The 23,225-nt window shown below is 41.6% G+C and carries 18 protein-coding genes; 8 read left to right on the forward strand and 10 right to left on the reverse strand.

All coding sequences use genetic code 11. The features are described from left to right. Positions 1-12 precede the first annotated feature (12 nt). The 7 genes from AN391_RS16435 to lptD form a co-directional block, all read right to left on the reverse strand. Positions 13-2,028, reverse strand: coding sequence for a methyl-accepting chemotaxis protein (locus AN391_RS16435; RefSeq protein WP_055016402.1), 2,016 nt, complete (start codon positions 2,026-2,028; stop codon positions 13-15). Between the two features lie 112 nt (positions 2,029-2,140). Then, entirely contained in the window at positions 2,141-2,959 is an 819-nt protein-coding gene (locus AN391_RS16440) for a symmetrical bis(5'-nucleosyl)-tetraphosphatase (RefSeq protein WP_055016403.1), read from the reverse strand. Between the two features lie 11 nt (positions 2,960-2,970). After that, positions 2,971-3,360: a Co2+/Mg2+ efflux protein ApaG gene (gene apaG / locus AN391_RS16445; protein WP_055016404.1), complete on the reverse strand. Its 390-nt coding sequence runs from the start codon at positions 3,358-3,360 to the stop codon at positions 2,971-2,973. Beyond that, on the reverse strand, positions 3,344-4,150 hold the full coding sequence (rsmA, locus tag AN391_RS16450; protein ID WP_004585856.1) for a 16S rRNA (adenine(1518)-N(6)/adenine(1519)-N(6))-dimethyltransferase RsmA: 807 nt from the start codon (positions 4,148-4,150) through the stop codon (positions 3,344-3,346). The genes apaG and rsmA overlap by 17 nt, the downstream gene beginning before the upstream one ends. Next, the gene (gene pdxA / locus AN391_RS16455) at positions 4,147-5,139 is read right to left on the reverse strand and encodes a 4-hydroxythreonine-4-phosphate dehydrogenase PdxA (protein WP_055016405.1); all 993 of its coding nucleotides are present in this window, start codon (positions 5,137-5,139) and stop codon (positions 4,147-4,149) included. The genes rsmA and pdxA overlap by 4 nt, the downstream gene beginning before the upstream one ends. 2 nt (positions 5,140-5,141) lie before the next feature. Beyond that, a complete protein-coding gene (gene surA / locus AN391_RS16460) occupies positions 5,142-6,437 on the reverse strand; it encodes a peptidylprolyl isomerase SurA (protein ID WP_055016406.1) in 1,296 nt (431 codons plus the stop codon). Between the two features lie 92 nt (positions 6,438-6,529). Continuing rightward, positions 6,530-8,782 (reverse strand): LPS assembly protein LptD, encoded by a 2,253-nt coding sequence (lptD, locus tag AN391_RS16465; protein WP_055016407.1) that lies wholly within the window; start codon positions 8,780-8,782, stop codon positions 6,530-6,532. A gap of 101 nt (positions 8,783-8,883) precedes the next feature. Here lptD and AN391_RS16470 point away from each other — a divergent pair, with 101 nt between their 5' ends. From AN391_RS16470 to djlA, 3 genes are read left to right on the forward strand one after another with little or no spacing between them, the layout of a single operon-like run. Beyond that, positions 8,884-9,885 (forward strand): aminoglycoside phosphotransferase family protein, encoded by a 1,002-nt coding sequence (locus AN391_RS16470; protein ID WP_055016408.1) that lies wholly within the window; start codon positions 8,884-8,886, stop codon positions 9,883-9,885. Beyond that, complete coding sequence (gene murU, locus AN391_RS16475) at positions 9,882-10,544, forward strand: N-acetylmuramate alpha-1-phosphate uridylyltransferase MurU (protein ID WP_055016409.1); 663 nt, start codon at positions 9,882-9,884, stop codon at positions 10,542-10,544. The genes AN391_RS16470 and murU overlap by 4 nt, the downstream gene beginning before the upstream one ends. Before the next feature lie 17 nt (positions 10,545-10,561). After that, the gene (djlA, locus tag AN391_RS16480; protein ID WP_055016410.1) at positions 10,562-11,422 is read left to right on the forward strand and encodes a co-chaperone DjlA; all 861 of its coding nucleotides are present in this window, start codon (positions 10,562-10,564) and stop codon (positions 11,420-11,422) included. Here the strand turns inward: djlA and AN391_RS16485 are convergent. Together AN391_RS16485 and rluA are read right to left on the reverse strand one after the other, a co-directional pair. Beyond that, positions 11,405-12,355, reverse strand: a complete 951-nt coding sequence (locus AN391_RS16485; RefSeq protein ID WP_082429345.1) for a DUF3530 family protein — start codon at positions 12,353-12,355, stop codon at positions 11,405-11,407. The genes djlA and AN391_RS16485 overlap by 18 nt on opposite strands. An 81-nt stretch (positions 12,356-12,436) precedes the next feature. Beyond that, on the reverse strand, positions 12,437-13,090 hold the full coding sequence (gene rluA / locus AN391_RS16490; protein WP_055016411.1) for a bifunctional tRNA pseudouridine(32) synthase/23S rRNA pseudouridine(746) synthase RluA: 654 nt from the start codon (positions 13,088-13,090) through the stop codon (positions 12,437-12,439). Between the two features lie 135 nt (positions 13,091-13,225). On the opposite strand from rluA, the gene AN391_RS16495 reads away from it, so the two are divergent. Together AN391_RS16495 and AN391_RS16500 are read left to right on the forward strand one after the other, a co-directional pair. Then, positions 13,226-13,453 (forward strand): hypothetical protein, encoded by a 228-nt coding sequence (locus tag AN391_RS16495; protein WP_055016412.1) that lies wholly within the window; start codon positions 13,226-13,228, stop codon positions 13,451-13,453. Continuing rightward, on the forward strand, positions 13,453-13,740 hold the full coding sequence (locus AN391_RS16500; protein WP_055016413.1) for a type II toxin-antitoxin system RelE/ParE family toxin: 288 nt from the start codon (positions 13,453-13,455) through the stop codon (positions 13,738-13,740). The genes AN391_RS16495 and AN391_RS16500 overlap by 1 nt, the downstream gene beginning before the upstream one ends. 108 nt (positions 13,741-13,848) lie before the next feature. On the opposite strand, the gene rapA is transcribed toward AN391_RS16500, so the two are convergent. Continuing rightward, a complete protein-coding gene (rapA, locus tag AN391_RS16505) occupies positions 13,849-16,743 on the reverse strand; it encodes an RNA polymerase-associated protein RapA (protein WP_055016414.1) in 2,895 nt (964 codons plus the stop codon). A 306-nt stretch (positions 16,744-17,049) separates the two neighbouring features. On the opposite strand from rapA, the gene AN391_RS16510 reads away from it, so the two are divergent. The 3 genes from AN391_RS16510 (at position 17,050) to AN391_RS16520 (ending at position 23,194) form a co-directional block, all read left to right on the forward strand. Then, a complete protein-coding gene (locus AN391_RS16510) occupies positions 17,050-18,447 on the forward strand; it encodes a PhoH family protein (RefSeq protein ID WP_055016415.1) in 1,398 nt (465 codons plus the stop codon). A gap of 66 nt (positions 18,448-18,513) precedes the next feature. Continuing rightward, entirely contained in the window at positions 18,514-22,305 is a 3,792-nt protein-coding gene (locus AN391_RS16515) for a PAS domain-containing hybrid sensor histidine kinase/response regulator (protein ID WP_055016416.1), read from the forward strand. After that, complete coding sequence (locus tag AN391_RS16520; protein WP_055016417.1) at positions 22,289-23,194, forward strand: diguanylate cyclase; 906 nt, start codon at positions 22,289-22,291, stop codon at positions 23,192-23,194. The genes AN391_RS16515 and AN391_RS16520 overlap by 17 nt, the downstream gene beginning before the upstream one ends. Positions 23,195-23,225: the final 31 nt, after the last annotated feature.

Consider the following 23,225-nt stretch of genomic DNA (forward strand, 5'->3'; position numbering starts at 1 on the left):
ATACGATTGGTATTACACCTTAAAGTTTTCTACCGAGATTCTTAACTCTTCAGCGAGTTTAGCCACTTCTGAGCTTGAAATGTTGGTTTGGTTTGCGCCTTCTGCAGTTTGCTCTGCAATAGCAACAATTGATTCTAAACGTTCACTAATTTCTTGTGATACTTGTTGCTGCTCTTGCGCTGCGGTCGATATTTCTTCGCTTACGTCGTGTGCTTGCGATACGGCAAGTGTAATAGAGTCTAATGCGCTGCTTGCTAAATCGCTCTGCTCAACACACGATACCGCTTGCTGCTTACCTTTATCCATTGCTGTTACAGCCGCTTCTGCGCCACTTTGAAGCGATTCAATCATCGATTGTATCTCTTGGGTCGACTCTTGCGTTTTGCTTGCCAGTGAGCGTACTTCATCCGCTACTACCGCAAAACCTCGGCCATATTCACCGGCACGTGCCGCTTCAATTGCAGCGTTAAGTGCTAATAGGTTGGTTTGCTCAGCAATACCGCGTATAACATCTAAAATACTGCCTATAGAGGCGCTATCTTGATGAAGTTTATTAATAACACCGGCTGCATCGTCAACCTCGCGAGCAAGTTGCTCAATAGTCGCTTTGTTTTGATGAGAAATACCTTTTACGCGCTCAGCTTCTTTGTCAGCATTTTTAATTTCATCAAGGGCTTGTTGTGCGCTATTACTAACTGTTTGTGACGTGCTGCTCATTTCTGTTGTGGCAGTTGCCGCTTGTTCTACTTGGGCTTGTTGATTTCGGATAGCTTGGCTTGATTCACCGGTAATAGCCGATGTTTGCTCAGAGGCTGCTGCTAATTGAGTTGAGCGTGAAATAATACCCTTAATTAAGCTTCGTAGGCTATCTATTAAGGTGTTGCAGCTTCTTGATAGCTCGCCGAATTCATCTTTGGCAGAGTCATCTAAGCGTTGGGTCATATCACCGCTGGCCACAATATCTAAAATTCGATTCACTTCAGCCAGTGGCTTGGTAATTCTATTAACGGTAAGAATCGCTATTGCAATTGCAATCAACGTCGCGATGATCATTCCTGCCCACGTCCACAAAGTAGCTGAATCAACATCCTCACGGACGCCTTCTTGTAATTTGTAAGCGACAGCACTTGTCTGCGTGACTAAATCGTCAATTTGCGACAGGGCCATTGTGGTTGCCTGCTCTGACTGCGCAAGTTCTTTTTCGGTTAGTGCAATGGCGTCAATAAGACGTTGCTTGTTAGCTGCTAGGCTATTATTTCCACTTATATTTTCTACTAACGTATCAACGTACTCTTGTAAATCACTATATAAATCGTTGTTGTCTTGCTCTATAGCAGGCTTTATTAAAGCTAAGGTACGAATGACCTCTTCCAGATAGTAAGCCTGTTCATTTTTAACAATATCTAAGGTGTTCGTTGTTTTTACAGTAAGCATATCGGTACTGTTGCTAACTACCGACATAAAGTTGTTTTCTAGGTTATTAGCAGCTTGATAAGCGCGGGGGTGATTTTGCTCAAAGTTATCAATGTCAGTAATATCGAGCACAACTGAATTAGCATCTTCCGCAGCAATCTCTATTGTTTCTAGTTGTGCTATAAGGGTTTTATTTAGTGCTAGTTGCTTGTCTTTATCAGCCAATAAGTTTTCTACTGTACTTAAAAAGCTTAGGTAGGTTTTTTCTACTGCTTGGCTTTTTTGGCTCAGTGATGCATCGTTTTTTACTACGCGTTGCAGTTCAGCATGAAGTGAATCAAATTTGTCTTTTTGCTCAAGTACTTTTTGTTTTATAGGGGTGAGCTGTGCGCTTGAGGTGGTATAAAAACTGGCTTGAGCTGCTTTACTCATTAAAATAAATTCAGCTTGTAGCTCTGAGCTTTTATTTAGTGCAGGAAGTGATAACTGGTTTACCTGCTGAGTAGAGCGGTCAATGCTCGCAATTTTTATTAAAGAGTTACCACCAATGATTATGAGTAATAAGGTGATAAATATAAAACCACACCAAATACGTTGGCTTACTGTCAGATTCATACGGATTTCCAATTAAAGTACTTCAATCACATCTTATCGGCTTTTTAACCAATAAGTTAAGCAATTAATTTCTATTAATTTAAATTTAACATATGTAGTGGGTTTTTACAGTTTATTTAGGTAAATGCGCAGGTTTTTCTACTATTTTTTGCTTAGTTTGTAAGTCCATCATTGTTAAAGCCCCGCCCCATACGCATCCAGTATCAAGCGCGTGCACATGACTCAGCTGAGTAACCCCTTCAAGAGCGGCCCAATGGCCAAAAATCAAGTTTTTTTCTAATGCTTTTATATTAGGATGTTCAAACCAAGCTGTTAACGATTTATTGTCGTTAATTGCACCTTTCGCATTAAGCTCTAACGTGTTGTTACTGGTTAAAAAGCGCATACGGGTAAAATAGTTAACTATGTACCTAAACTTATCAAAGTCGTTTAAATCGTCATCCCACAGAGCAGGGTGTGGCTGATACATTTTTTTAAAAAAGTGGGCAGCATTAGCTGATTGATAACAACGCTTAGCAAACTGTGCATGCTTAAGTGCGGTTTTTATAGACCAGTCAGGGTTTAATCCTGCATGCGATATAAAGCTGCGGTGCTGCGCTAAATAAAGTGCAAGCGGTTGGGTTTGCAAATAGGCGATATAGTGAGGCAGTTTTTTACTATTAAAAATAGCATCGAGTTTGTCTTTTGGATTTATCGGCTTATTAAGGTAATGGCAGGCAATCATGTGTAAATCATGATTGCCTAACGTTACACTCATACTGTCTTGATGGCGGTAAATGTAATCTAGGCAAGCCAGCGAGTCAGGGCCACGTGCGACTATGTCGCCAACTAAATAAAGGTGATCTTTACTTGGGTTAAAATCAACCCGTTTTAGTAAGCGACTAAACTCTTCAAAGCAGCCTTGTAAATCACCAATTGCGTAATCAGCCATTGTGCTTTTTACTAATGTAAAATATTAGGACACGCTAAACGGAATACGTTTATAGGTGCCTCAAACTCAGAGCCAAACTCATTGCGCAATGTGTAGTGCCCCTGCATTGTACCTACGGGGGTGTCTAATATTGCGCCACTGGTGTATTTATAAGTTTCGCCAGGACCTATCACAGGGGTTTCGCCCACAACGCCTTCACCCTCCACTTCAACTTCTTTGCCGTTGGCATCGGTAATTAACCAATAGCGACTTAAAAGCGTGGCACTGCAAAGGCTGTGGTTTTTAATTGTCACTGAGTAGGCAAAAACATATTTATCTAGCTCAGGCTGAGATTGCCCTTCAACATAAAAAGTCTCTACAGAGACCTTTACAGGAGAGCCAATATTACTGCTTGTTGTCATAAATCCAATTAGCTATATCAATAAATTGTTGTAATGTTAGGCTTTCAGCGCGCAAGGTAATATCTATACCAATGCTAGTAAGCTCATCAGCGGTGAGTAAATTGCCTAAGCTGTTACGCAGTGTTTTACGGCGCTGATTAAACGCTTCTAAACACACGGTGTTTAAAATTTTCACGCTTTTAGCGGTTCGTTGTTCGGCTTTTTTGGGAATAAGACGAATAACTGCTGAGTCTACTTTAGGAGCTGGTTTAAAACATTCTGGCGGAACTTCAACCACAGGCATTGCGTGGCAGTAATATTGTGTCATCACACTTAAGCGGCCAAATGTTTTGCTGCCTGGACCTGCAACCATACGTTTTACAACTTCTTTTTGCAGCATAAAGTGCATGTGCTCAATATGATCAGCAAACTCAAAAAGATGAAACAGTAATGGCGTAGAAATATTGTAAGGCAGGTTACCAAACACTTTTAATTTTTTGTCATCGCGTACAAGGCTTGCAAAGTCAAACTTCATTGCATCGCCTTGGTTTACGTTTAATTTAGGCCCTAAAAATGGGTGCTCAATTAAGCGCTGGGCTAAGTCTTTATCTAGCTCTACAACGGTAAGTTGGCCGCTTAAATCGGCAACAGGCTCTGTAATAGCGCCTAAACCTGGGCCAATCTCTACTAGGTTGTCTTGTGGCTTAGGATCGATTGCAGTGACTATTTTATCAATGATAGATTCATCAAATAAAAAGTTTTGCCCAAAACGTTTACGGGCGCGGTGTCCTAAATGTACTTTATCGGTCATTGATTTTGTGCTTTTTCATGGGCGAGCTTAATTGCTTCGCGGATCGCTAATTCAAAACTGCCAACTTCAGCGTCACCAGTGCCTGCTAAATCAAGCGCAGTACCGTGATCAACCGAAGTGCGGATAAATGGTAAACCTAAGGTTATATTTACCGAGTTACCAAATCCCTTGTATTTTAGCACAGGTAAACCCTGATCGTGATACATAGCAAGCACGGCATCGGCTTGAGAAAGGTATTTATCTTGAAACAGGGTATCGGCAGGAAGCGGTCCAATTAAATTCATACCTTGGCTGTTTAAAAGCGCAAGCGTAGGTGAAATCGTTTCTATTTCTTCTGTACCTAAATGACCGTCTTCGCCAGCATGGGGGTTTAATCCACAGACCAAAATTTTTGGTTGTTCAATACCAAATTTCGTTTGTAAGTCATGATTTAAAATACTAATCACTTTGGTTAGGCGCTCTTGGGTAATCGCACGCGATACATAAGCCAGCGGTATATGTGTTGTTACAAGGGCAACACGTAAACCTTCGGTCGCTAGCATCATGACAACATCTGAGGTGCCAGATTGCTGAGCAAAGTACTCAGTGTGACCACTAAACGAAATACCGGCTTTATTAATAATCCCTTTGTGAACAGGGCCGGTGACAACGGCATCAAATGTACCGTCCATGTTTTTTTCGCTAGCAATACGTAAGGTATCAAGTACGTATTGGCCGTTTAAGTCGTCTAATTTACCTAGCTTAACCTCAGTGCCTAAATCAACTTGGTGAATATAAATGCTACCTGCAGGCGCAATGGCTGCAGGAGCATTTTCATCAAAATCAATTAGTTCAATATTAAGGCCTAAGTGTTGGGCGCGTTCTTTTAATAACTGTTTGTCGGCGATAGCGACCAGTTGAGCTTGCCATGGTTGCTGCGCTAATCGCAGCAGTAAGTCAGGGCCAATCCCCGCAGGTTCCCCCGGGGTAATTGCAATTCGTAATGTCATAATTACTCGTCTATAGGGAAAATTTCAACATGGGCTTGTTCGCGCATTTCTTGCTGCCAGTTAAAACTTTCTTCTTTAAATTTACGATTAAACAACATGCCGTGCGCACGGTTACGTTTAGCTAGCTCAGTTTTATCTGCTACACGTTTATCTAAAAGTTGTACTATGTGCCAACCAAATTGTGTTCTAAATGGTTCACTAATTTGATTTTTATCAAGTGATAACAAAGTATCTTTAAACGCGGGTACATACGTTGTAGGGTCAGTCCAATCATACTCACCGCCTTTAAGGGCAGAGCCTGGATCTTCTGAGTATTCTTTGGCAAGTTCTGCAAAGTCAGCTTTTCCTGCGCGTAAATCTTTGGCAAACCCTGCAAGCATGCTGCGCGCTTTTTCTTCACTTAAAATAATTGAAGGTTTGATAAGAATATGACGAGAGCGAACTTCAGTGGTTTCTACCAGTTGGCGACCACGTACATCTTGCACTTTAATTATATGAAAGCCAGCACCTGAGCGAAGAGGGCCAACAATCGCGCCTTTCTTTTGACCTTTTACAGCCTCAGCAAATAATGAAGGCATTTCGTTGATACCCATGTACCCTAGTTGTCCGCCTTCGAGTGCTTTTGAACCGCCAGATGAAGAAATTGCAATACGTTTAAACTCTTGGCCATCGTTTAATAGCTCAATAACTTTGTCTGCACGGGTTTTTGCGCTGGTGATTTCATCGGGCGTTGCATCGTTTGGAATATCAATAAGGATATGACCAATATCGTACTCTTCAGCATTTTGACCTTGGCTTTCCATTATTTTTAACAGGTTATCTACTTCTTGTTGGCTAATATAGATACGGCGGTCTACATTGGCGCGAGTCACTTGCTGTGTGGTGATCTCTTTACGAATTTCTTCTCGGTAAGCCTGAAAACTCTCGCCTGCGGCTTCAATTGTACGACGAAGATCGGCAATCGTGCCGCCTTGATCTTTTGCCATATTAGCTAAAGTTTGGTCTAACTGGCTGTCTGAAATTTCAAGGCCCATACGCTCAGCCATTTGCATCATAAGCGTTTGGTTAACTAAACGTTCTACTGCTTGTATGCGAAGCGTTTCGTCTTTAGGAAGTTGCTGGCCTTGTTCTGCGGCTTGCTTTTTAACACGATTGATTATGGTGTCTACTTCACTTTTTAAAATAACACCTTGGTTTACAACGCCAATTACTCTGTCGATTTCCTGTGGGGCGGCAAATGCGCCATGGCATAAGCTTAAGCTTAAAATAGCTGTTGATAATAGTTTTTTTAAATTCATATTCTTTTTACTACTCTTCTAATAGTACTGCTTTAAAACAGGGCGTACTGCATTTTAGGGCTTTAAAGTATCACCTTAATTGCTCGTTTGCCTTAATTATTAAGAAAATACGGTCTACGGTAGCCAAAAATACCTTGTTGCAATAATTTTTGTGCATCGTAACGGCTCTTACTGCCCAGCCCTTTTAATACAAAGTTTAAACTAATACCTGAATCAAAAGTGGCTTGTTGCTGCCCAATAGATTGATTTAAATCGGTTTCAATCTGACGGTGGCCAGTAATTTGGATTGCCCAACAGCACGACTCATACTGTAATCCGCTTAAAAATTCGATGCTTCGATTATTTTCAAGGTCCCGATGATAGCTTGCAATAAATTGCCACTGTTCACTAATTGGGATACTTGTAAATACACCCGTTTGCTCGATTGTATTTCCTGAGACATCATTTGCATAGCGATGGTTCAACTGAACTAGCTCATTATTGTCACCTTTGTAATCAAGAGTGACATTTGACTGAATCATTTGCTTGCCATCAGAGTCGTATTGCATACCCGCAGATAAATACCAACGGCGATGCCAATGTAACATTGTTTGTGCGGCAAACAGCGCGTTGTAGTTAGTTTGCGAGTCTAAACCTTGCTCAGTAGGTTTAGCCGAATCATTTAGGTAAAAGATTTGACCCGCGCTAAAGTTAAATACTTCTTCTTGTTTGCTATCAAATAATCGGGTTGTTGCACCTAGCGTAAATTGGTTAGCTGCAGCTATACGGTCCACGCCTGAAAATCGTGTATCTCTAAATAGGCCAAAAAAGTCATCTTGTAAGCGAGTCGTATCAAACAGACCAATTTCTGATTGATCCTTATTCGGTGTGTATAAATATTGTATTTGTGGCTCAAGGGTTTGAATGCCATCTTCAAAAAAATATGAGGTGTCGCGTTCAAAGTTAAGCTGCGAATACAAACGTACTTTTGGTAAAGTACGCGAAACGCTATCACTGTATTGCGTACCCGTTAAATCACCGCTTTGTTTGTAATTTGTTTGCAATAAACTCACTTCTGAGAGAAACGACCACGCATGCGTTGCGTAATTAAATCGCGCTTTTGGCTCTACATGTACGCGGGTAGCGCTGTCTATAGCAATTTCTGAAGAGTCGTTAGTAAAGTGGCTTACTTCACCAGACAAACTAAAGTCAAAGTGATCAAAGCGCCAAGGTGCGGTCTGCGTAAAGCTAATTTGTGGAACTGCGGCATACGACTCTAAGTGATCACCCAGTACTTCGAAGTTTTGAAACTTAATATCGGTACGCCATGTGTCACCAAGGTGAGTCACCGACCCGGTACGATAAAGTTGGGTATCGGTTTTATTGGCGTAGTTAGAGCTTAAATCGGTGATGTAGTTATCATCACTGACGTTGGTGACGTCCACATTGGCTCGCCAGTCTTCACTTAAATAGCTTTGTTGTTGCCAATGAAACATGTAGCGCTCATCAAGGCTTGGCTCCGAATCATCACTATCTAAATATTCAATACCGACTAACCCTTCATGCTGCTCGCTCAGGTATCTAAACTCAGTTTGCAACTGTAAGCCTTTGCGCGACATATAACGTGGCGTAATGGTGGCGTCAAAATTAGGCGCAATGTTCCAATAATAGGGGGTAACAGTTTCAAGGCCATAACGGTCGGAGCTTGAAATACTCGGTGTTAATAAGCCCGACTTGCGTCGCTCATCCAGCGGAAATGTGAAATAAGGCAAATATAAAACAGGGGTATCAAGGATACGTAACACGGCGTTATAGGTTTCGCCCCAGCCTTCTTCGCGAGAGAGGTTAATTTCATCGGCTTCTATTTCCCAAACCGGTTTATCACTAGGGCAGGTAGTAAAGCTTGCATTCATTAACAATAAGCCAGACTCATCAACAGTGAGTTTTTCAGCGCCACCTTTGCCTTGTTGCGCGGTTAAACTGTAATCGGCACCGAGTAGACTTATTTGAGAGTTATTTAAATCGGCATTTAAACCTGAGCTGTTTACTTGGCTTACGCGGTCTTGGTATGTAATTGGGCCTGTTGCATTGAGTAAACCGCGCTGTTTGTCTATAAGCGCAGTTTGTGCGGACAAACTCATATCAAGGGTGTTAATATCAACATTGCCGGTAAATTCAGCGCTTTGAGTGCCTAGGAGCTCTACATCGTCAGCTTGTATATCAACCGATCCTACCGCTAAGTTTGGTAGAGGTTGCCAAGCTCTGGTTTGCATTGAAATGCCACATAAGTTGTGTGCCAGTTCAGTTTCGGCAAGCGATGGTGCGCTAATTACGCCTAGCATCAATATGCCCCAGGTTTTGCTCATTTATCGACCTTAATGCTCTTTGGTTTATTATAAGCTAGACATAATAAAGGAAAACAATGGCAAATACAGTAATTGACCTATAAAAATAGACATCTTATATAATGACACGCTTTGATAATTTACAACTATTTATAAATACGCACTTTGATGCTAAACCACACTCCTTAGTAGCCATTACTGGGGATGCCAGCTTTCGCCGTTATTATCGTTTAAGCTGTGCTGGAAAAGCGTTTATAGTGATGGACTCCGACCCACAAAAAGTAAATAACGCGCCGTATATCTCTTTAAATAAAGTATTCACCGACAACGGCTTTTTACTACCCGAAATAATAGCAAGCGATGAAGAGCAAGGCTTTTTTGTGTTAAGTGACTTAGGAAATACCCACTTAGCCGATAAGCTTGATGAGCCAAATAGAGATGAATATTACAAGCAATTAATTTGTTTAGCGGCAAGCTGGGCCAACACGCCTGAATCAGCAGCTATGCAAAATTATAATAAAGAATTTATACATCTTGAGCTGAATATTTTTAGCCAATGGCTGGTGACAGATTTTATTGGCTTAACACTCAGTGCAGAGCAGCAAGCAATTTGGCAGCAAAGCTGTGAGCTATTAACGAACGCTATGCTAGCACAGCCTACGGTCACGGTTCATCGCGATTACCATAGCCGTAATATTATGTATAGCAATGAGCAGTGGGCAATTATAGATTACCAAGATGCCGTGCGCGGCCCGTTGTGTTATGACTTAGTGTCGCTGTTACGCGATTGCTATTTTAAGTTGCCACAAGCACAGCTTAATCAGCTGCTTGAGTACGGGTATGAAGAATTTACAGCGCAAAAATTAATAACAGATACTTCTTTTGAGCAGTTTAAACAGTGGTTTGATTTAACGGGTATTCAGCGTCATTTAAAGGCGGCGGGAATATTTTGCCGCCTCTATTTACGCGATGGAAAAACCGGTTACCTTGATAATATTTTACCTACGTTGGATTACATTGTTGATGTTGCCAAGTGCTACCCTGAGCTTGCAGCATTAAGTGAATGGGTAAGTAGCACTGTAATACCAAAGGTGACATTAAAACTTGCAAAGGAGCGCACATGAAAGCCATGATTTTAGCTGCCGGGCGAGGCCAGCGAATGATGCCGCTTACTCAAGCTATGCCTAAACCTATGCTAAAAGTGGCGGGTAAACCGCTGATTGAGCATCATATTAATAACCTCAAAGCCGCTGGCATTACTGACATTGTTATAAACCTAGCTTGGCAAGGGGATAAAATAAAAAGCTACTTTAGAAATGGCGCTGAGTTTGGTGTGAGCATTGAATATAGCCAAGAGGCTGAGGGCGGACTTGAAACCGCAGGAGGGATCATTCAGGCGCTGCCACTGCTTGGCGAGCAATTTATTGTAATTAATGGTGATGTATACACAGATTACGATGTGAATGCGCTTACACAATTGCACCTGCAAGATGGCGAGGCCCACATTGTGTTAGTCGAAAACCCTCCTCACAATGAAAAAGGGGATTTTGCGTTAAGCCACTTATCGGCTGAAAGTCAAAAGTATACATTTTCGGGAATCAGCCGTTACCAGGCAGATTTTTTCAAAGGGCTAGCGCCAGGTGTGCGCCCACTTGGACCAATATTGCGAGAAAAACTCGCTCAACATGTTATCTCAACTGAGCTTTATATAGGTCAATGGGACGATATCGGCACACCACAGCGACTCGCGCAGCTCAACGAGCGCATACAAAGCACACTTTAATAGAGGCAGTTAATTAGATGTGGGGAAAAATACTCGGTTTTTGTTTTGGCTTTATGTTTGGCAAGATTTTTGGTGCCATTTTAGGTTTATACCTCGGCCATTTATTTGATAAAAGCTTAAAAAACGATTTTGATAAAGCCGGGGGCTTTTCAGGTTTGTTTAAAGGTGATGATGTGAATGAGCGTCAGGCGTTGTTTTTTTCGAGCTGTTTTGCAGTTATGGGGCATATAGCAAAGTCGAACGGTCGCGTAAGCGAAGTGCACATAAAAGCGGCAAGTATGTTTATGGACGAAATGGGGCTAAAAGGCGACGAACGTCGCGAAGCTCAACATGCATTTCAATCTGGTAAAGACAGCGACTTTTCGATTAAAGAAACGGTACATGACTTTAAAGAACGTTTTGCAAAACGTTACGACTTACTGCAATTGTTCTTAGAAATTCAAATTCAAATGGCATTTTCAGATGGCGTACTCGCAGAGCAAGAAAAACAGCTGTTACAAGAGGTAAGTAAACAACTGGGTATTTCTAAAACCCATTTTGCTTTTATTCTTAAGCGCTACCAAGCTGAATTTAGTTTTAGACAGCAACAACAACAGTATAAGCAACAGCAGCAAGGTCAAAGTAGCAGTTACCGTGAAGGAACTGGCCATCATGTGCCCCCTAATAACAGCATGAACCGCTCCCAGGCCTTGGCTTTATTAGGGTTAAGTAGCGACGCGACGCAACGAGATATTAAAGTCGCGTATCGTAAATTAATGGCGCAGCATCATCCTGATAAATTAGTCTCTCAAGGGCTGCCTAAGCACATGATGGAAGTAGCTGTTAAAAAAAGCCAAGATATTCAAGCGGCTTACGAGTATTTAAAAAAGGCGGCGTAAAAAGCCGTCTATTATTTTGCTTAAGCGAGCATGCTGCTCTGGCGCATCGCGTAGGCCAAACAGTTGGCGCTGACGGTAATCAAATTTAGCATTACGATTTACCCAGCGCTGACGGTTTTTAAGGCTCATAAGTATATCGGTATTATCATTTGCATAGTAAATATCAAGCAAAGCGGGGGTCACTAGGGATGACGTTTGCGCTAAACCCTTATTGCGCTGTGTATTGGGTAAATAACTACTTAAACTTATAAACGCATCTATTCGCGAGTCAGGAAAGTTTGCATAGTATTCTAGCAATACTCCCGCACTGGTACCTTGTGCTATAACGACAATATTATTTGGCTCGCTCATCGCGTTTTGATAGAGCGCCTCATAACGCATTATTAAATTAGTTTTGTAGTTACTTAGTACCTCATCACTTACCAAATCAATGGCATTAACAAAATGTGGCTCTTGGGCTGCTGTGGCTGCATCGTCGCTGTTATTTTGCGCCGTTTCTGTAGGGGCTTCATTTTGCGCGGGCTTAGTTGCTTGGGTCGCTGATTGTGCAGGCGCAGCCATGTTACTTGCTTGCCAATCTATATCGGGTACTGTCATGGCGTAGGTTGTGTAACCTAAATTAGTAAGCGCTTTTCGCAGGTAACTCATGCCAGCATTGCTGGTGGGGGTCGAGTTCCAATCAGGAATGAGTAATACAATGCCTCTAAACTCGCGGCTCATGTATTCGCTATACAAGCTTAAAAACTCTGTATCACCAGCAAGTATGGGTTTAATTTCATCATTGGGTAGTAGGCGTTTTATATCGCTATTTTCGATACTTGATAAAGCAGGCGGTGATATATGCTCTGCAGCACTGGCATAGGCGCTTAAGCATAACGCCGAGCAACAACATACACTGTGTAGTGTTTTTTTGATTAGCCGCGCAAATATCATAGTAAGCCCAAAACATAAGTAATAACTAAGTATCGGCGCGCTAAGGTAAAAGTTTAGTACTAACTTTGTGAGCTTTACCTATTAAAAATCGGGCTCTACCTCAAAGGTCATTACTTGCTCGGTCACGGGGTGTTTTAGTTGCAACATTTGTGCATGCAGTTGTAAACGTGGTGCCGCGGCTAGGGCCTCTTTATGGGCATAAAGTCTATCGCCCAGTATTGGGTGGCCAAGGCTTAGCATGTGCACGCGTAGTTGGTGTGAGCGCCCTGTAATTGGCGTGAGCTCTACACGTGTTGCGTGCGCTTCTTTTGCCAGTATTTTAAAGTGAGTGAGCGAGGGCTTACCGTTTTCATGATCAACCATTTGCTTAGGGCGATTAGGCCAATCACATATAAGGGGTAAATCAACCGACCCAGTATCTTGCTCAAGTTGGCCGTAAACACGTGCAATATAGCGTTTTGCCGTTTCACGCTCTTGAAACTGCATACTTAAATGCCGATGCGCAGCCTTATTCATAGCAAGGCAAAGTATGCCTGAGGTTGCCATATCTAGGCGGTGCACTATTTTAGCTGTAGGAAAAACACGGTTAACGCGATTAATTAAGCTATCGGCATGTTTTGGATCTTTACCTGGGACGGTTAAAAGTTCGCTGGGTTTATTAACGATGAGCAAGTCGTCATCTTGGTGCAGTATTGTTAAATACGGACTCATTGGGGGATTGTAATTAACTAACACGGCCGACCTCAGTAATTTTGCAGGGCGCTATTTTAGGGGAGCGAGCGCAAAGGCTCAAGGAAAAGATAAAAGTTTAATTGCATGCTTTTTAATCTGGTGTAAAATTACACCAACCTAAAGTTATGGGAACATATTATGGCAAGGCAAAGTATTTCACTTACTGAACAAAATGATTTATGGCTTCGTAATCACGTTGAAAACATAGGTGATTATGCTAATAAAAGTGAATTGGTGAACGATTTAATTCGCCGTGCAAGAAGGGCTGAAGCTATAAACAGTAAGCTTGCTAACGCAGAAAAAAGCGGTTTTAGTGCTCAATCTGCTGATCAAATGTTAGCAGAATTTAAAGCAAGCATTAAGTAGTGCGCACATTTAAGCTTTCAAACGATGCCAAAGAGGATTTACGTCGCATTTATCAATATGGCTGTCACGCATTTTCACAACAGCAAGCAGATATTTACTTTTATAGTTTCTTCTCTATGTTTGAAAAACTAGCAGCAAATCCTTATTCATACCAATCAGTTGATCATATACGCACAGGCTATCGACGTGCCGTTTGTGGCTCGGACAGCATTTATTATAGAGTTACAGAAATAGGTATTGAAATAATGGCTATATTAGGTGGCCAAGATACTGAGGAGTGGTTGTAGAGGTGAATGTAAAAAGCACGGCCTGTAAACCGTGCTTTTTGAAATGTAGTTTAGTTAGAACAAGATATAACTAACGGCTGATAGCTATAAACTGATAGCTCAAAAACCTTAGTGTGAAACTACGATTAAGCGTATCGCATCAAGTTTTAATTGGGCTTTTTCTATATGCGTTGTCAGCTCGCTGCGCTGCTTATCGAAGAAGGTAATTTCTTCTTGGCGAATATTAGGGTTAATTTGCTTAAGCGCTTCAAGGCGAGCTTGTTCTTCACCTAAGGTGCTTTGCATTTTTTCAAGTGACTCACTGCGTATAACCTCAAGCTGTTGCTGAGCCATGTCTTTTGCGGTGTTGATCATTGGGTGAACGGCACCTTGTAAAGCACCTGCTAATTTACTTGCAGTTTGACGCCCAACGGCTGAAAGCTGTTGGTTAAAGCTGTCGAATGCCACATTTTCACCGAGGTTATTACTGGCTTTATCAAGTAATATACGAATAGGCGTTGGCGGTAAAAAGCGACCTACTTGCAGGGCTTTTGGTGCCATTGCTTCGGCTACAAATATTAGCTCAACAAAAAAGGTACCTGGTGGTAATTTTTTATTTTTAAGCAGTGCAACCGATGCGCTACCAAAGTCATCATCACAAATCATATCCATGGTGCCCTGCACCATAGGGTGATCCCAGCTAATAAAGTGGACATCTTCTTGCGAAAGGGCGGTGTCGCGGTCAAATGTCACCGTCATGCCATCATCTTTTAAGCTTGGGAACGATGCACTTAGCATATGCTCTGTTGGCTTTAAAATAATGGTGTTTTCGCCTTTGTCTTCTTGGCTTACGCCAAATGTGTCGAATACGTTGATCATGTAACTTGGTAACTCAAATTGGTTATCAAGTGCTTCAATTTCTTCTACCAATGAATCAGCTGCACCTTGGCCAGATGAATGTAGCTCTAATAGGCGGTCACGGCCACTTTCCATTTGCTTGCGTAGCACGGCATTTTGTTTGGCTACTTGCTCAAGTAGGGGGTCGAGCTCTTCTTCATCACAATTATGAGCAGCAATGTAGTCAAGTAGGTCTTCACTAAATTCTTTATACAATAACTGGCCAGTGGTTGATGTGCTTTCAAATGCATCAAGGCCTTCGTTGTACCAACGCAGTAATACTTCTTGCGCTGTATTTTCAAAATACGGCACATGAATATTAACATCTTTTGTTTGCCCAATACGGTCTAATCGACCGATACGTTGTTCAAGTAAGTCAGGGTTTAGTGGTAAATCAAATAACACTAAGTGATGTGAAAACTGGAAGTTACGTCCTTCTGAGCCAATCTCTGAACAAAGCAGTATTTGTGCGTTGTCGTATTCATCAGCAAAAAAGGCTGCCGCGCGGTCGCGCTCTATAATCGACATGCCCTCATGGAACACAGAGGCTTTTATTGCTTCACGCTCACGCAAAATTTGCTCAAGGCTGATAGCGGTTTCGGCTTTGGCACAAATAAGCAGTACTTTTTCGTGCTTTAGGGTCTTAAGTGTGTCGATTAACCAATCTACACGTGGATCAAATGCACCCCAGCTAGCACTTTCACCTTCAAACTCTTGAAATATTTTTTCAGGGAATAGCGCGCGTTGTGCGCTTAGCTCTGCACTTTGTATACCGCTCATGCTGCCAAGTACTGACATGGCTGTTTTATATTGCTTTGGCAGTGCCATTGGATAAGCATGTAATTTACGGCTAGGGTAGCCATCAATTCCGCTGCGGCTGTTTCTAAATAAAATACGACCTGTGCCGTGACGGTCAAGCAGCATGTTAAGTATTTCTTTACGCGCCGGTAAATCACCTTGCTGCGCTTTTTCAAGCACATCGGTAATATCGGTTTCTTTTAATAGCTCAATGAGTGTGGCTTTGGCTGCATCATCAAGGGCCTGCGCTTGCAGTAGCTGATTAGCCGCTTCGGCAACGTCTTTATAGTTTGCTTCTTCTTCTTTGAATACGTCGTAGTCGTAAAATCTATCTGGGTCGAGTAATTGTAAGCGGGCAAAGTGGCTACGGTGGCCAAGTTGGTCAGGCGTTGCTGTTAATAAAATAAGCCCCGGAATATCTTGGCTAAGTTCAGCCATGCGTTGATATTCGGTGCTTGGTTTTCCGTTATTAATGCTTAAGTGGTGCGCTTCATCAACAACTAGTAAATCCCAATCAGCCAATGTGGCTTGTTCAAACCAGCGTTTTTTCTTGGTTAAAAACTCAAGGCTGGTAAGTACTAACTGCTCGGTATCAAATACGTTTGGTGAGTCGGCAAAGGCTTCATCGCAACGCTCTTCATCAAAAATAGAAAAACGTAAATTAAAGCGGCGTAGCATTTCTACTAACCATTGGTGTTGCAGGTTTTCTGGCACCACAATAAGTACACGGCTTGCTCTGCCGCTAATGATTTGTTGGTGTAGTATCATGCCTGCTTCAATGGTTTTACCAAGACCTACTTCATCTGAGAGAAGTACACGTGGGGCAAAACGTTTACCTACTTCTTGTGCAATATAAAGCTGATGCGGAATAAGGTTAGCACGCTGGCCAATTAAGCCCTTTATAGGCGATTGCTGGCGTTCAAATTGGTGTTGCCAAGTTTGGTAACGTAAGGTGTAGCGATCAAAACGATCTACTTGGCCTGCGAATAAACGATCTTGTGGCTTATTAAACTTAATAAAATGATCTAAAAAGGTCTCTTTTAGCTTTGCTTCTTCGCAGGTATCAACGCGCGTACCCACGTAGCAAAGCAGTTCACCTTGCACTTCAATAGACTCTACTTCTAATTCCCATTCTTCAACGCTTTTGATCACATCACCTGGATTAAATGCCACACGGGTAACCGGTGCTTCTGCTGTAGAATAAACACGGTTTTCACCACTGGCAGGAAATAAAATGCTGACCTGGCGGCCTTCAATGGCAACTACGGTGCCTAATCCTAAATCTGACTCTGTATCACTGATCCAACGCTGACCTAAGGAAAAATTCATGTATGTCTCGTCTATGAAGAAAAAGGCGGCTATGTTACCTGTTACATAACACCACTGCAAGGCGCTATTTGGCTCACTTTTAATTAATTTTATAAGTGCGAATTAATCCCATTAACAGTGCTAACAAATGGCTCTTTTTTAGGTAAATAAAAACTATATTGTGTTTGTAATAAAACGGACTTTTATGACAAATAGACTAAACTTAGATTATGCCTTAGCAATTAAGTATTGCAGGTTTGAATTAAGGCCCGTTTTACTTAGTTATTTTGGTATAGCATAAAAATCATAAAACGTAAGGAAAGTGCTATGGAAAAAGCTTCGAACCTTGAAAGTAAAATGTATGTGCTAGACACCAATGTATTACTCCACGAACCCCTCGCTTATTTGTCTTTCCAAGAACATAACGTTGTTATTCCCATGACTGTCTTAGAAGAGCTTGATCACATTAAAGACAGAAAACACGACGTAAGCCGCGATGCACGAGTGGCTATTCGTGGTTTAGATGAGGTATTAAAAAATGCCACACCAGAGCAAATGTTGCAGGGTGTTGCGTTGCCTAGTAATAAAAAGGCAAAGGCTGATTCAACCGGCACGCTCATTATTGTAAATGACCACCTTTTTGCAGATTCTATTTCTGGTTTACCGGGGGATGAAAACGACCACCGCATTATTAACTGTGCCGTGTATTTACAAAAGCAGCACAGCGATTCAAAAATTGTATTGGTGACAAAAGATATAAATATGCGTCTTAAAGCCAAGGGGGCAGGCCTTAAATATGTTGAAGATTACCGTACCGACCAGCTCATTGATGATATTGCTTTATTAACCAGTGGCTATAAAAAAATAGAAGGAGACTTTTGGCAGCATGTAGGGCAATGCGAAACTCTGCAGCATGGCCGTGATACTTTTCATTATGTGGCTAAAAACTTAATCCCAGATGTGTTTTGCAATGAGTATATACTTGATGGCAGTGAGCACTTTGCTGCGCGGGTCAAATCGTACGATAACGAACGTATTAAATTAAAAGATATTAGTGTTGAGCGTTTAATGCACCAGCAAGCGTGGGGAGTTAAACCTAAAAATATTTACCAAGGTATGGCACTCGACGCCTTATTAGACCCCAGCATTGAGCTGGTTATTTTAACCGGCCCAGCAGGGTGCGGTAAAACATTACTGGCACTGGCCAGTGCGCTTGAAATGGTGATTGAACGTGGGATTTATGACAAGGTTATCGTTACGCGAAATACCCCAGAAATAGCGGAGTCTATCGGTTTTTTACCAGGAACCGAAGAAGAGAAAATGGCGCCATGGTTAGCGGCAATTACCGATACGCTTGAGGTGTTACACAAAGGCGATGAAAACCCAATTTCTAGCCGTAACTACATAATGGAAAAAGCTAATGTGCAGTTTAAGTCGGTTAACTTTATGCGTGGCCGTAGTATTCAAAACGCGGTGGTAATTTTGGATGAAAGCCAAAATTTAACTGCATCTCAGCTTAAAACCATTATTACCCGTTGTGGTGAAGGAACAAAACTAATCTGTAGCGGTAATTTAGCACAAATAGACAGCAATTATTTAACCCCTGTGACCTCCGGTCTTACTTATATTGTGGAACGCTTTAAAGACTTTGAAGGCAGTGCGACGGTGAATTTAAATGGCGTAGTGCGCAGCCGTTTGGCCTCCTTTGCAGAAGAAAATTTATAACTTGCGCAGAACAATTTGGCCCGATAGTCTAGTGGCTGACTATCGGGCCAAAACTTAGGCAAAACGTTGAAATTTTTACCTCTAAAAGACTATTACCGCTCTTTATCTGTAGCGTTGTTTGTTCCCTTATTTGTGGCATTTTTATTGTGCTTGCATTTGTATAATATAAAAGTTGATCGCGCCATAGAAAAACGTCAAGCCGATTTTGAGCAAGTGTCAGCTCAAGTTAGTCATATCATGAGCTCGGTAAATGACTTTTTCGACAATGCCTTTATATCGTATCAACAACTGGGTGTTGAGCAATTTAATCGAAACTTACTTGAAGGTATAAATCAATACGACAATTACTACTACCGCCATTTTAGCGAACGCCGAGGTGAAATAGTGGGTAAAGGGCAGTTTGCTTTTTCTAACCGTGCGTTGATTCAGTGGCAGCAAGCTACAACCCTTAGTCCGACTTTTAATACTGCCTTATCGCTTATGCAATCCTTATCAGCCGTTGCCTATGTCGATGAAGCGGGGTTTGCGTATGTTGTGAGGCGTAACAAAAGCCAAAGCACCATGCTCAATAAAGTTTTAAATGGTAGTTTTAAGCCCGCATTTTCACCTGATCAGCTTACCTCCAGCCCCATAGTAAAAATACGCGATAGCGCCTACTTTGCTATTGGCCGTAAAAAGCAGCCTAACTCGTCCAGCTACATCATTTTAATTTATGATTTAGAAGCTATGTCTGACTGGCTTAAAAAAGTAGCACCAAGCGAAGGCGAATATGTATTTATGAACCAGTCGCATCAAGTTATAGCCAGCTCAGTAAAACAATTAAACGAAGCCACAGCATTAAAAGACTATTGGCCTGAGCTTGCTCATGATAATGAAAAAATAAACCTAGCCAATAACACACACGCACAGTTTTTTATGCAAGCAATGGGGAATTTGCCCATTCATGCCGCCTTTTATGAGCCGCAAATAAACGTCATCACGCCAATTAAGTATGAGGTACTTTTGGAGTTTGTATTTTTAACGTTATTTTTAAGCTTAATGTTTGCTGTGTTTTTTTGGCTAAGCCAGCGTATTTTTGTAAGGCCAATGACGCATTTAATGCAATATTTTGAGCAAAATGATGCCCCTAAAGCCGCCCTTTCTAATTATCCCATTCCTTTAAATTGGCAGCCTTGGTTTTCTCGGGTTAAATATGTATTTGATAAAAATGCACAGTTAGTCGAGTCGTTACAAGAGGCTAATAAAGAGCTCGATGAGCAATTACAGCTGCAATCACAAAAGCTAAAACGCAGTTATGAAGCAAAAGAGCGGCATTTGGCATTATTAAATACCATGCTAAATAGTGTGCCTGATCTTATTTACTTTAAAAATATTGATGGTTCTTTTTTAGGCTGTAATAAAGCTTTTGAAGCTTATGTAGGAAAAGAGCAAGCAATTTTAGTCGGTAAACGTATTGAAGATTTAGACAGCGACGATTTACAGTTAAGCCTACTTGAAAAGCAAGTTTTGCAAACAAAAAGTAGCATTGAACAACGCATAGATAGCACCGACAAATCTTATCAATTAACGATTGCGCCATTTTATAATGAGCACCAACATTTATTGGGCACTATGGGGATTGGGCGAGACATTACTGAACAGCAACAAACTTTATCGGCTTTAAAAGCCTCAGAATCTAAGTTTAGAAGCGCGATAGAATTTGCAGCAAACAGCGTGGTGCTGCTCTCGCTTGAACACACCATATTGCAGGTTAATAAAGCGGCTCGTAAGTTGTTTTCACAGCAAGATATTTTAACTGGTGAGCCACTAAAAATGTTATTTGATGAAGCGCAGTGGCAAGAAATAAAAAATGCGCTTTGCCATTTATTAGATGATAAAAAGCGGGTCTACCATTTAACGCTCTCGCAAGGAAAACTAACAAATTGGCTGCAGCTAAGTGTGTCGTTGGTGTGGGATGAAAATCGGGACCCTTCTTATTACGTTATTCATATTCAAGATGTCAGTGCGCTGACTAAAGCAAAGCATGATGCAGAGCGTGCAACAATAGCCAAAAGCCGCTTTATCGCTAACTTAAGCCATGAGATACGCACGCCTCTAAACGCTGTGTTAGGGCTATTAGATATGATAGTGGAACAGGGATTAACAAATAAGCAATTGCAACAAACTAAGCAAGCTAAAAACGCGGCGCAAAGCTTATTGTTAATGCTAAACCGGATGCTTGATTTTGCCCGTGTTGAGAGTTCGCAAGCACAAATTAAACCGGTGCCTTTTTGTTTAGTTGAACTGATTGATATTTGTGAGAGCTTAACAGCGCCACTGTGTGAAAATAAAGGGTTAAGCTTTAATATTGAAGTAGACCCACTCATAACTCCCGCGCTCGTTGGTGACTCGATCCGTTTACAGCAAATATTAGGTAACTTACTCACTAATGCCGTTAAGTTTACTAATAAAGGCAGTATTACCTTAAAATTGGTACTTGAAGAAGATGATGCTTTAGATAGGCAGCGTATATCTTTTCATGTCATAGACAGTGGGGTGGGGATTGCCAAAGCAGACCAACTGCGACTGTTTGATGCGTTTACTCAAGGGGATGAATCATCTACACGTATCCACCAAGGAGTAGGGCTTGGTTTGGCCATAGTAAAGCATGGCGTTGCATTGATGGGCGGCGAAATTGCTATTAATAGTGATAAAGGCCATGGCTGTGAGTTTTACTTTACTTTATCGCTTGCAGTAGATACGGCTAAAAATAGTGTATTTATGCCTGATACATTAGCTGTTGTGAGCGATGAGACAGCACAACTAAACGAGGTTGTTAATGCTTATTCGCAAGTGGCTGCTATTCACTTAGAAGAGGCAATACGCTACCCAATAAAGCTTGCTGACGCCCAGCAACTGATTATTGATGAAAGTACGTTGAACGATTTATTAAATGTTGAATCTATAAACGAAACGCTCAGCGCCAACGCATACCCTGTGGTTGTCGTTAATCATGAGCACACATTAGCATTGCCTTGTACTACCCAAATCAACGCACAGCATGTTAAAGCCTCAGCGTTAGCACAACGATTAATGAGCTTAAACGCGAATGCGGGGGATGAACACGTTGCATCAGCCAGCAATCATGAAGCGCTAAAAAAAGATATATCGGGTTTACTTATCATGGCGGTTGATGATAACCCACTTAACTTAGACATTATTAGCAGTGTATTAAAGCAAGCCCAAGTTAATGTAGTTACAGTCACCAATGCCCCCGAGGCAATAGAGCTGCTACAAATATTAAAGCCGGATTTAATTTTGATGGATGTGCAAATGCCGCATATTGACGGTTGCCAAGCAACACAATTAATTCGCCAACAGTTTGACGCACGCCAACTGCCTATTTTTGCTTTAACAGCACATTGTGAGCCTGCAGATGTTGAGCGCTCTCTTAATAGTGGTATGAATAAGCATTTAACAAAACCTGTGGTAGCTAAGGTTTTGATAGATGCAATTAGGGACGTAGACTTTACAAAACCTAAGTTTTACGACCAAAACTTTGCGCTTACCCAGTTTAATTTTGATGAAACTTTACTGGCAACTATGGTCGGGAAGTTTGCAAAGTTATGTGACACCCAATTACAGCAAATTGAGGAAAATACCCAGCGGGATGAAGTGGTACGCTTAGTGCATAGCATAAAAGGGGTTGCGGGTAACTTAGGGTTTATTAGGCTTTCACTGTGTGCAAAACAATGTGAAGCGCATCTTAAAACAACTAACGAGCCTGTTCAGCAAAGTTTAAAAGAGCTGATCACACAGCTAAAACAAGTGATTATATTTATTGAAACCTTAGGGGGACGGGATGCCGAAAAAAGCTAAAATACTGATTGTGGATGATGATCCTCTTAATCGGCTTGTGCTTGAAAAAACACTGGGCACGGAGCATGACGTATTTTTAGTCGAAAGCGGCGAAAAAGCGCTCACCTTTATTAAATTAAATCAGGTCGATTTAATTATTTTAGATGTGGTAATGCCAGGCATTGATGGTTACGAAGTGCTTGTGCAGCTTAAAGAAAACCCTATTACGCAATCTATCCCTATCGTGTTTATATCGGCTAATAATAGCCACACCGATGAAGCCAAAGGCCTTGAGTTAGGTGCAATGGATTACATCACTAAGCCCTTTAATGCATCTATAGTAAAAGTGAGAGTTCGTAATCAATTACTTATTAAGCAAAAAAATGATTTGCTTGAGATGCTTGCCTCCATTGATGGCTTAACAGAAATACCCAACAGGCGTTATTTAGACGAAAACCTCTCTCGCGAATGGCGCAGAAGCAAACGTAATGGCTCATGCTTATCTGTTTTATTAATGGATATCGATCACTTTAAACGCTATAACGACTGCTATGGACATCGTGCTGGTGATGAGTGTTTAAAGCAGGTTGCGCAAGCCTTAGCAGCGCAATGTGAGCGTAGTACTGACTTTATAGCGCGTTACGGGGGGGAAGAGTTTGCAGCGGTCTTACCCGATGTTAATAAACAACAGGCATTAGCCTTTGCACAAAAGCTAAGAAAAGCGGTAAACAATTTAAATATAGAGCACAAAGCATCTTTAAATGCAGATCATATTACAATTAGTATTGGTATTGCGAGTATGGAAAACGGCAACGCCAGTGCCGAGCAGGCTTTACTTGAACAAGCTGACCTAGGGCTATATGCCGCAAAAGATGCAGGTCGTGATCAGGTGGTTGCGCTTAACTTGTAATATGGCTGTGTTTTCACAAAGCCTTGTTTAA

It is taken from the genome of Pseudoalteromonas sp. P1-13-1a, assembly GCF_001401875.1.
Classification (GTDB): domain Bacteria; phylum Pseudomonadota; class Gammaproteobacteria; order Enterobacterales; family Alteromonadaceae; genus Pseudoalteromonas.

Coding starts and splice junctions, on each gene's coding strand:
- AN391_RS16435 (WP_055016402.1), bottom strand. CDS start 2,028: ATGAATCTGACAGTAAGCCAACGTATTTGGTGTGGTTTTATATTTATC.
- AN391_RS16440 (WP_055016403.1), bottom strand. CDS start 2,959: ATGGCTGATTACGCAATTGGTGATTTACAAGGCTGCTTTGAAGAGTTT.
- apaG (WP_055016404.1), bottom strand. CDS start 3,360: ATGACAACAAGCAGTAATATTGGCTCTCCTGTAAAGGTCTCTGTAGAG.
- rsmA (WP_004585856.1), bottom strand. CDS start 4,150: ATGACCGATAAAGTACATTTAGGACACCGCGCCCGTAAACGTTTTGGG.
- pdxA (WP_055016405.1), bottom strand. CDS start 5,139: ATGACATTACGAATTGCAATTACCCCGGGGGAACCTGCGGGGATTGGC.
- surA (WP_055016406.1), bottom strand. CDS start 6,437: ATGAATTTAAAAAAACTATTATCAACAGCTATTTTAAGCTTAAGCTTA.
- lptD (WP_055016407.1), bottom strand. CDS start 8,782: ATGAGCAAAACCTGGGGCATATTGATGCTAGGCGTAATTAGCGCACCA.
- AN391_RS16470 (WP_055016408.1), top strand. CDS start 8,884: ATGACACGCTTTGATAATTTACAACTATTTATAAATACGCACTTTGAT.
- murU (WP_055016409.1), top strand. CDS start 9,882: ATGAAAGCCATGATTTTAGCTGCCGGGCGAGGCCAGCGAATGATGCCG.
- djlA (WP_055016410.1), top strand. CDS start 10,562: ATGTGGGGAAAAATACTCGGTTTTTGTTTTGGCTTTATGTTTGGCAAG.
- AN391_RS16485 (WP_082429345.1), bottom strand. CDS start 12,355: ATGATATTTGCGCGGCTAATCAAAAAAACACTACACAGTGTATGTTGT.
- AN391_RS16495 (WP_055016412.1), top strand. CDS start 13,226: ATGGCAAGGCAAAGTATTTCACTTACTGAACAAAATGATTTATGGCTT.
- rapA (WP_055016414.1), bottom strand. CDS start 16,743: ATGAATTTTTCCTTAGGTCAGCGTTGGATCAGTGATACAGAGTCAGAT.
- AN391_RS16510 (WP_055016415.1), top strand. CDS start 17,050: ATGGAAAAAGCTTCGAACCTTGAAAGTAAAATGTATGTGCTAGACACC.
- AN391_RS16520 (WP_055016417.1), top strand. CDS start 22,289: ATGCCGAAAAAAGCTAAAATACTGATTGTGGATGATGATCCTCTTAAT.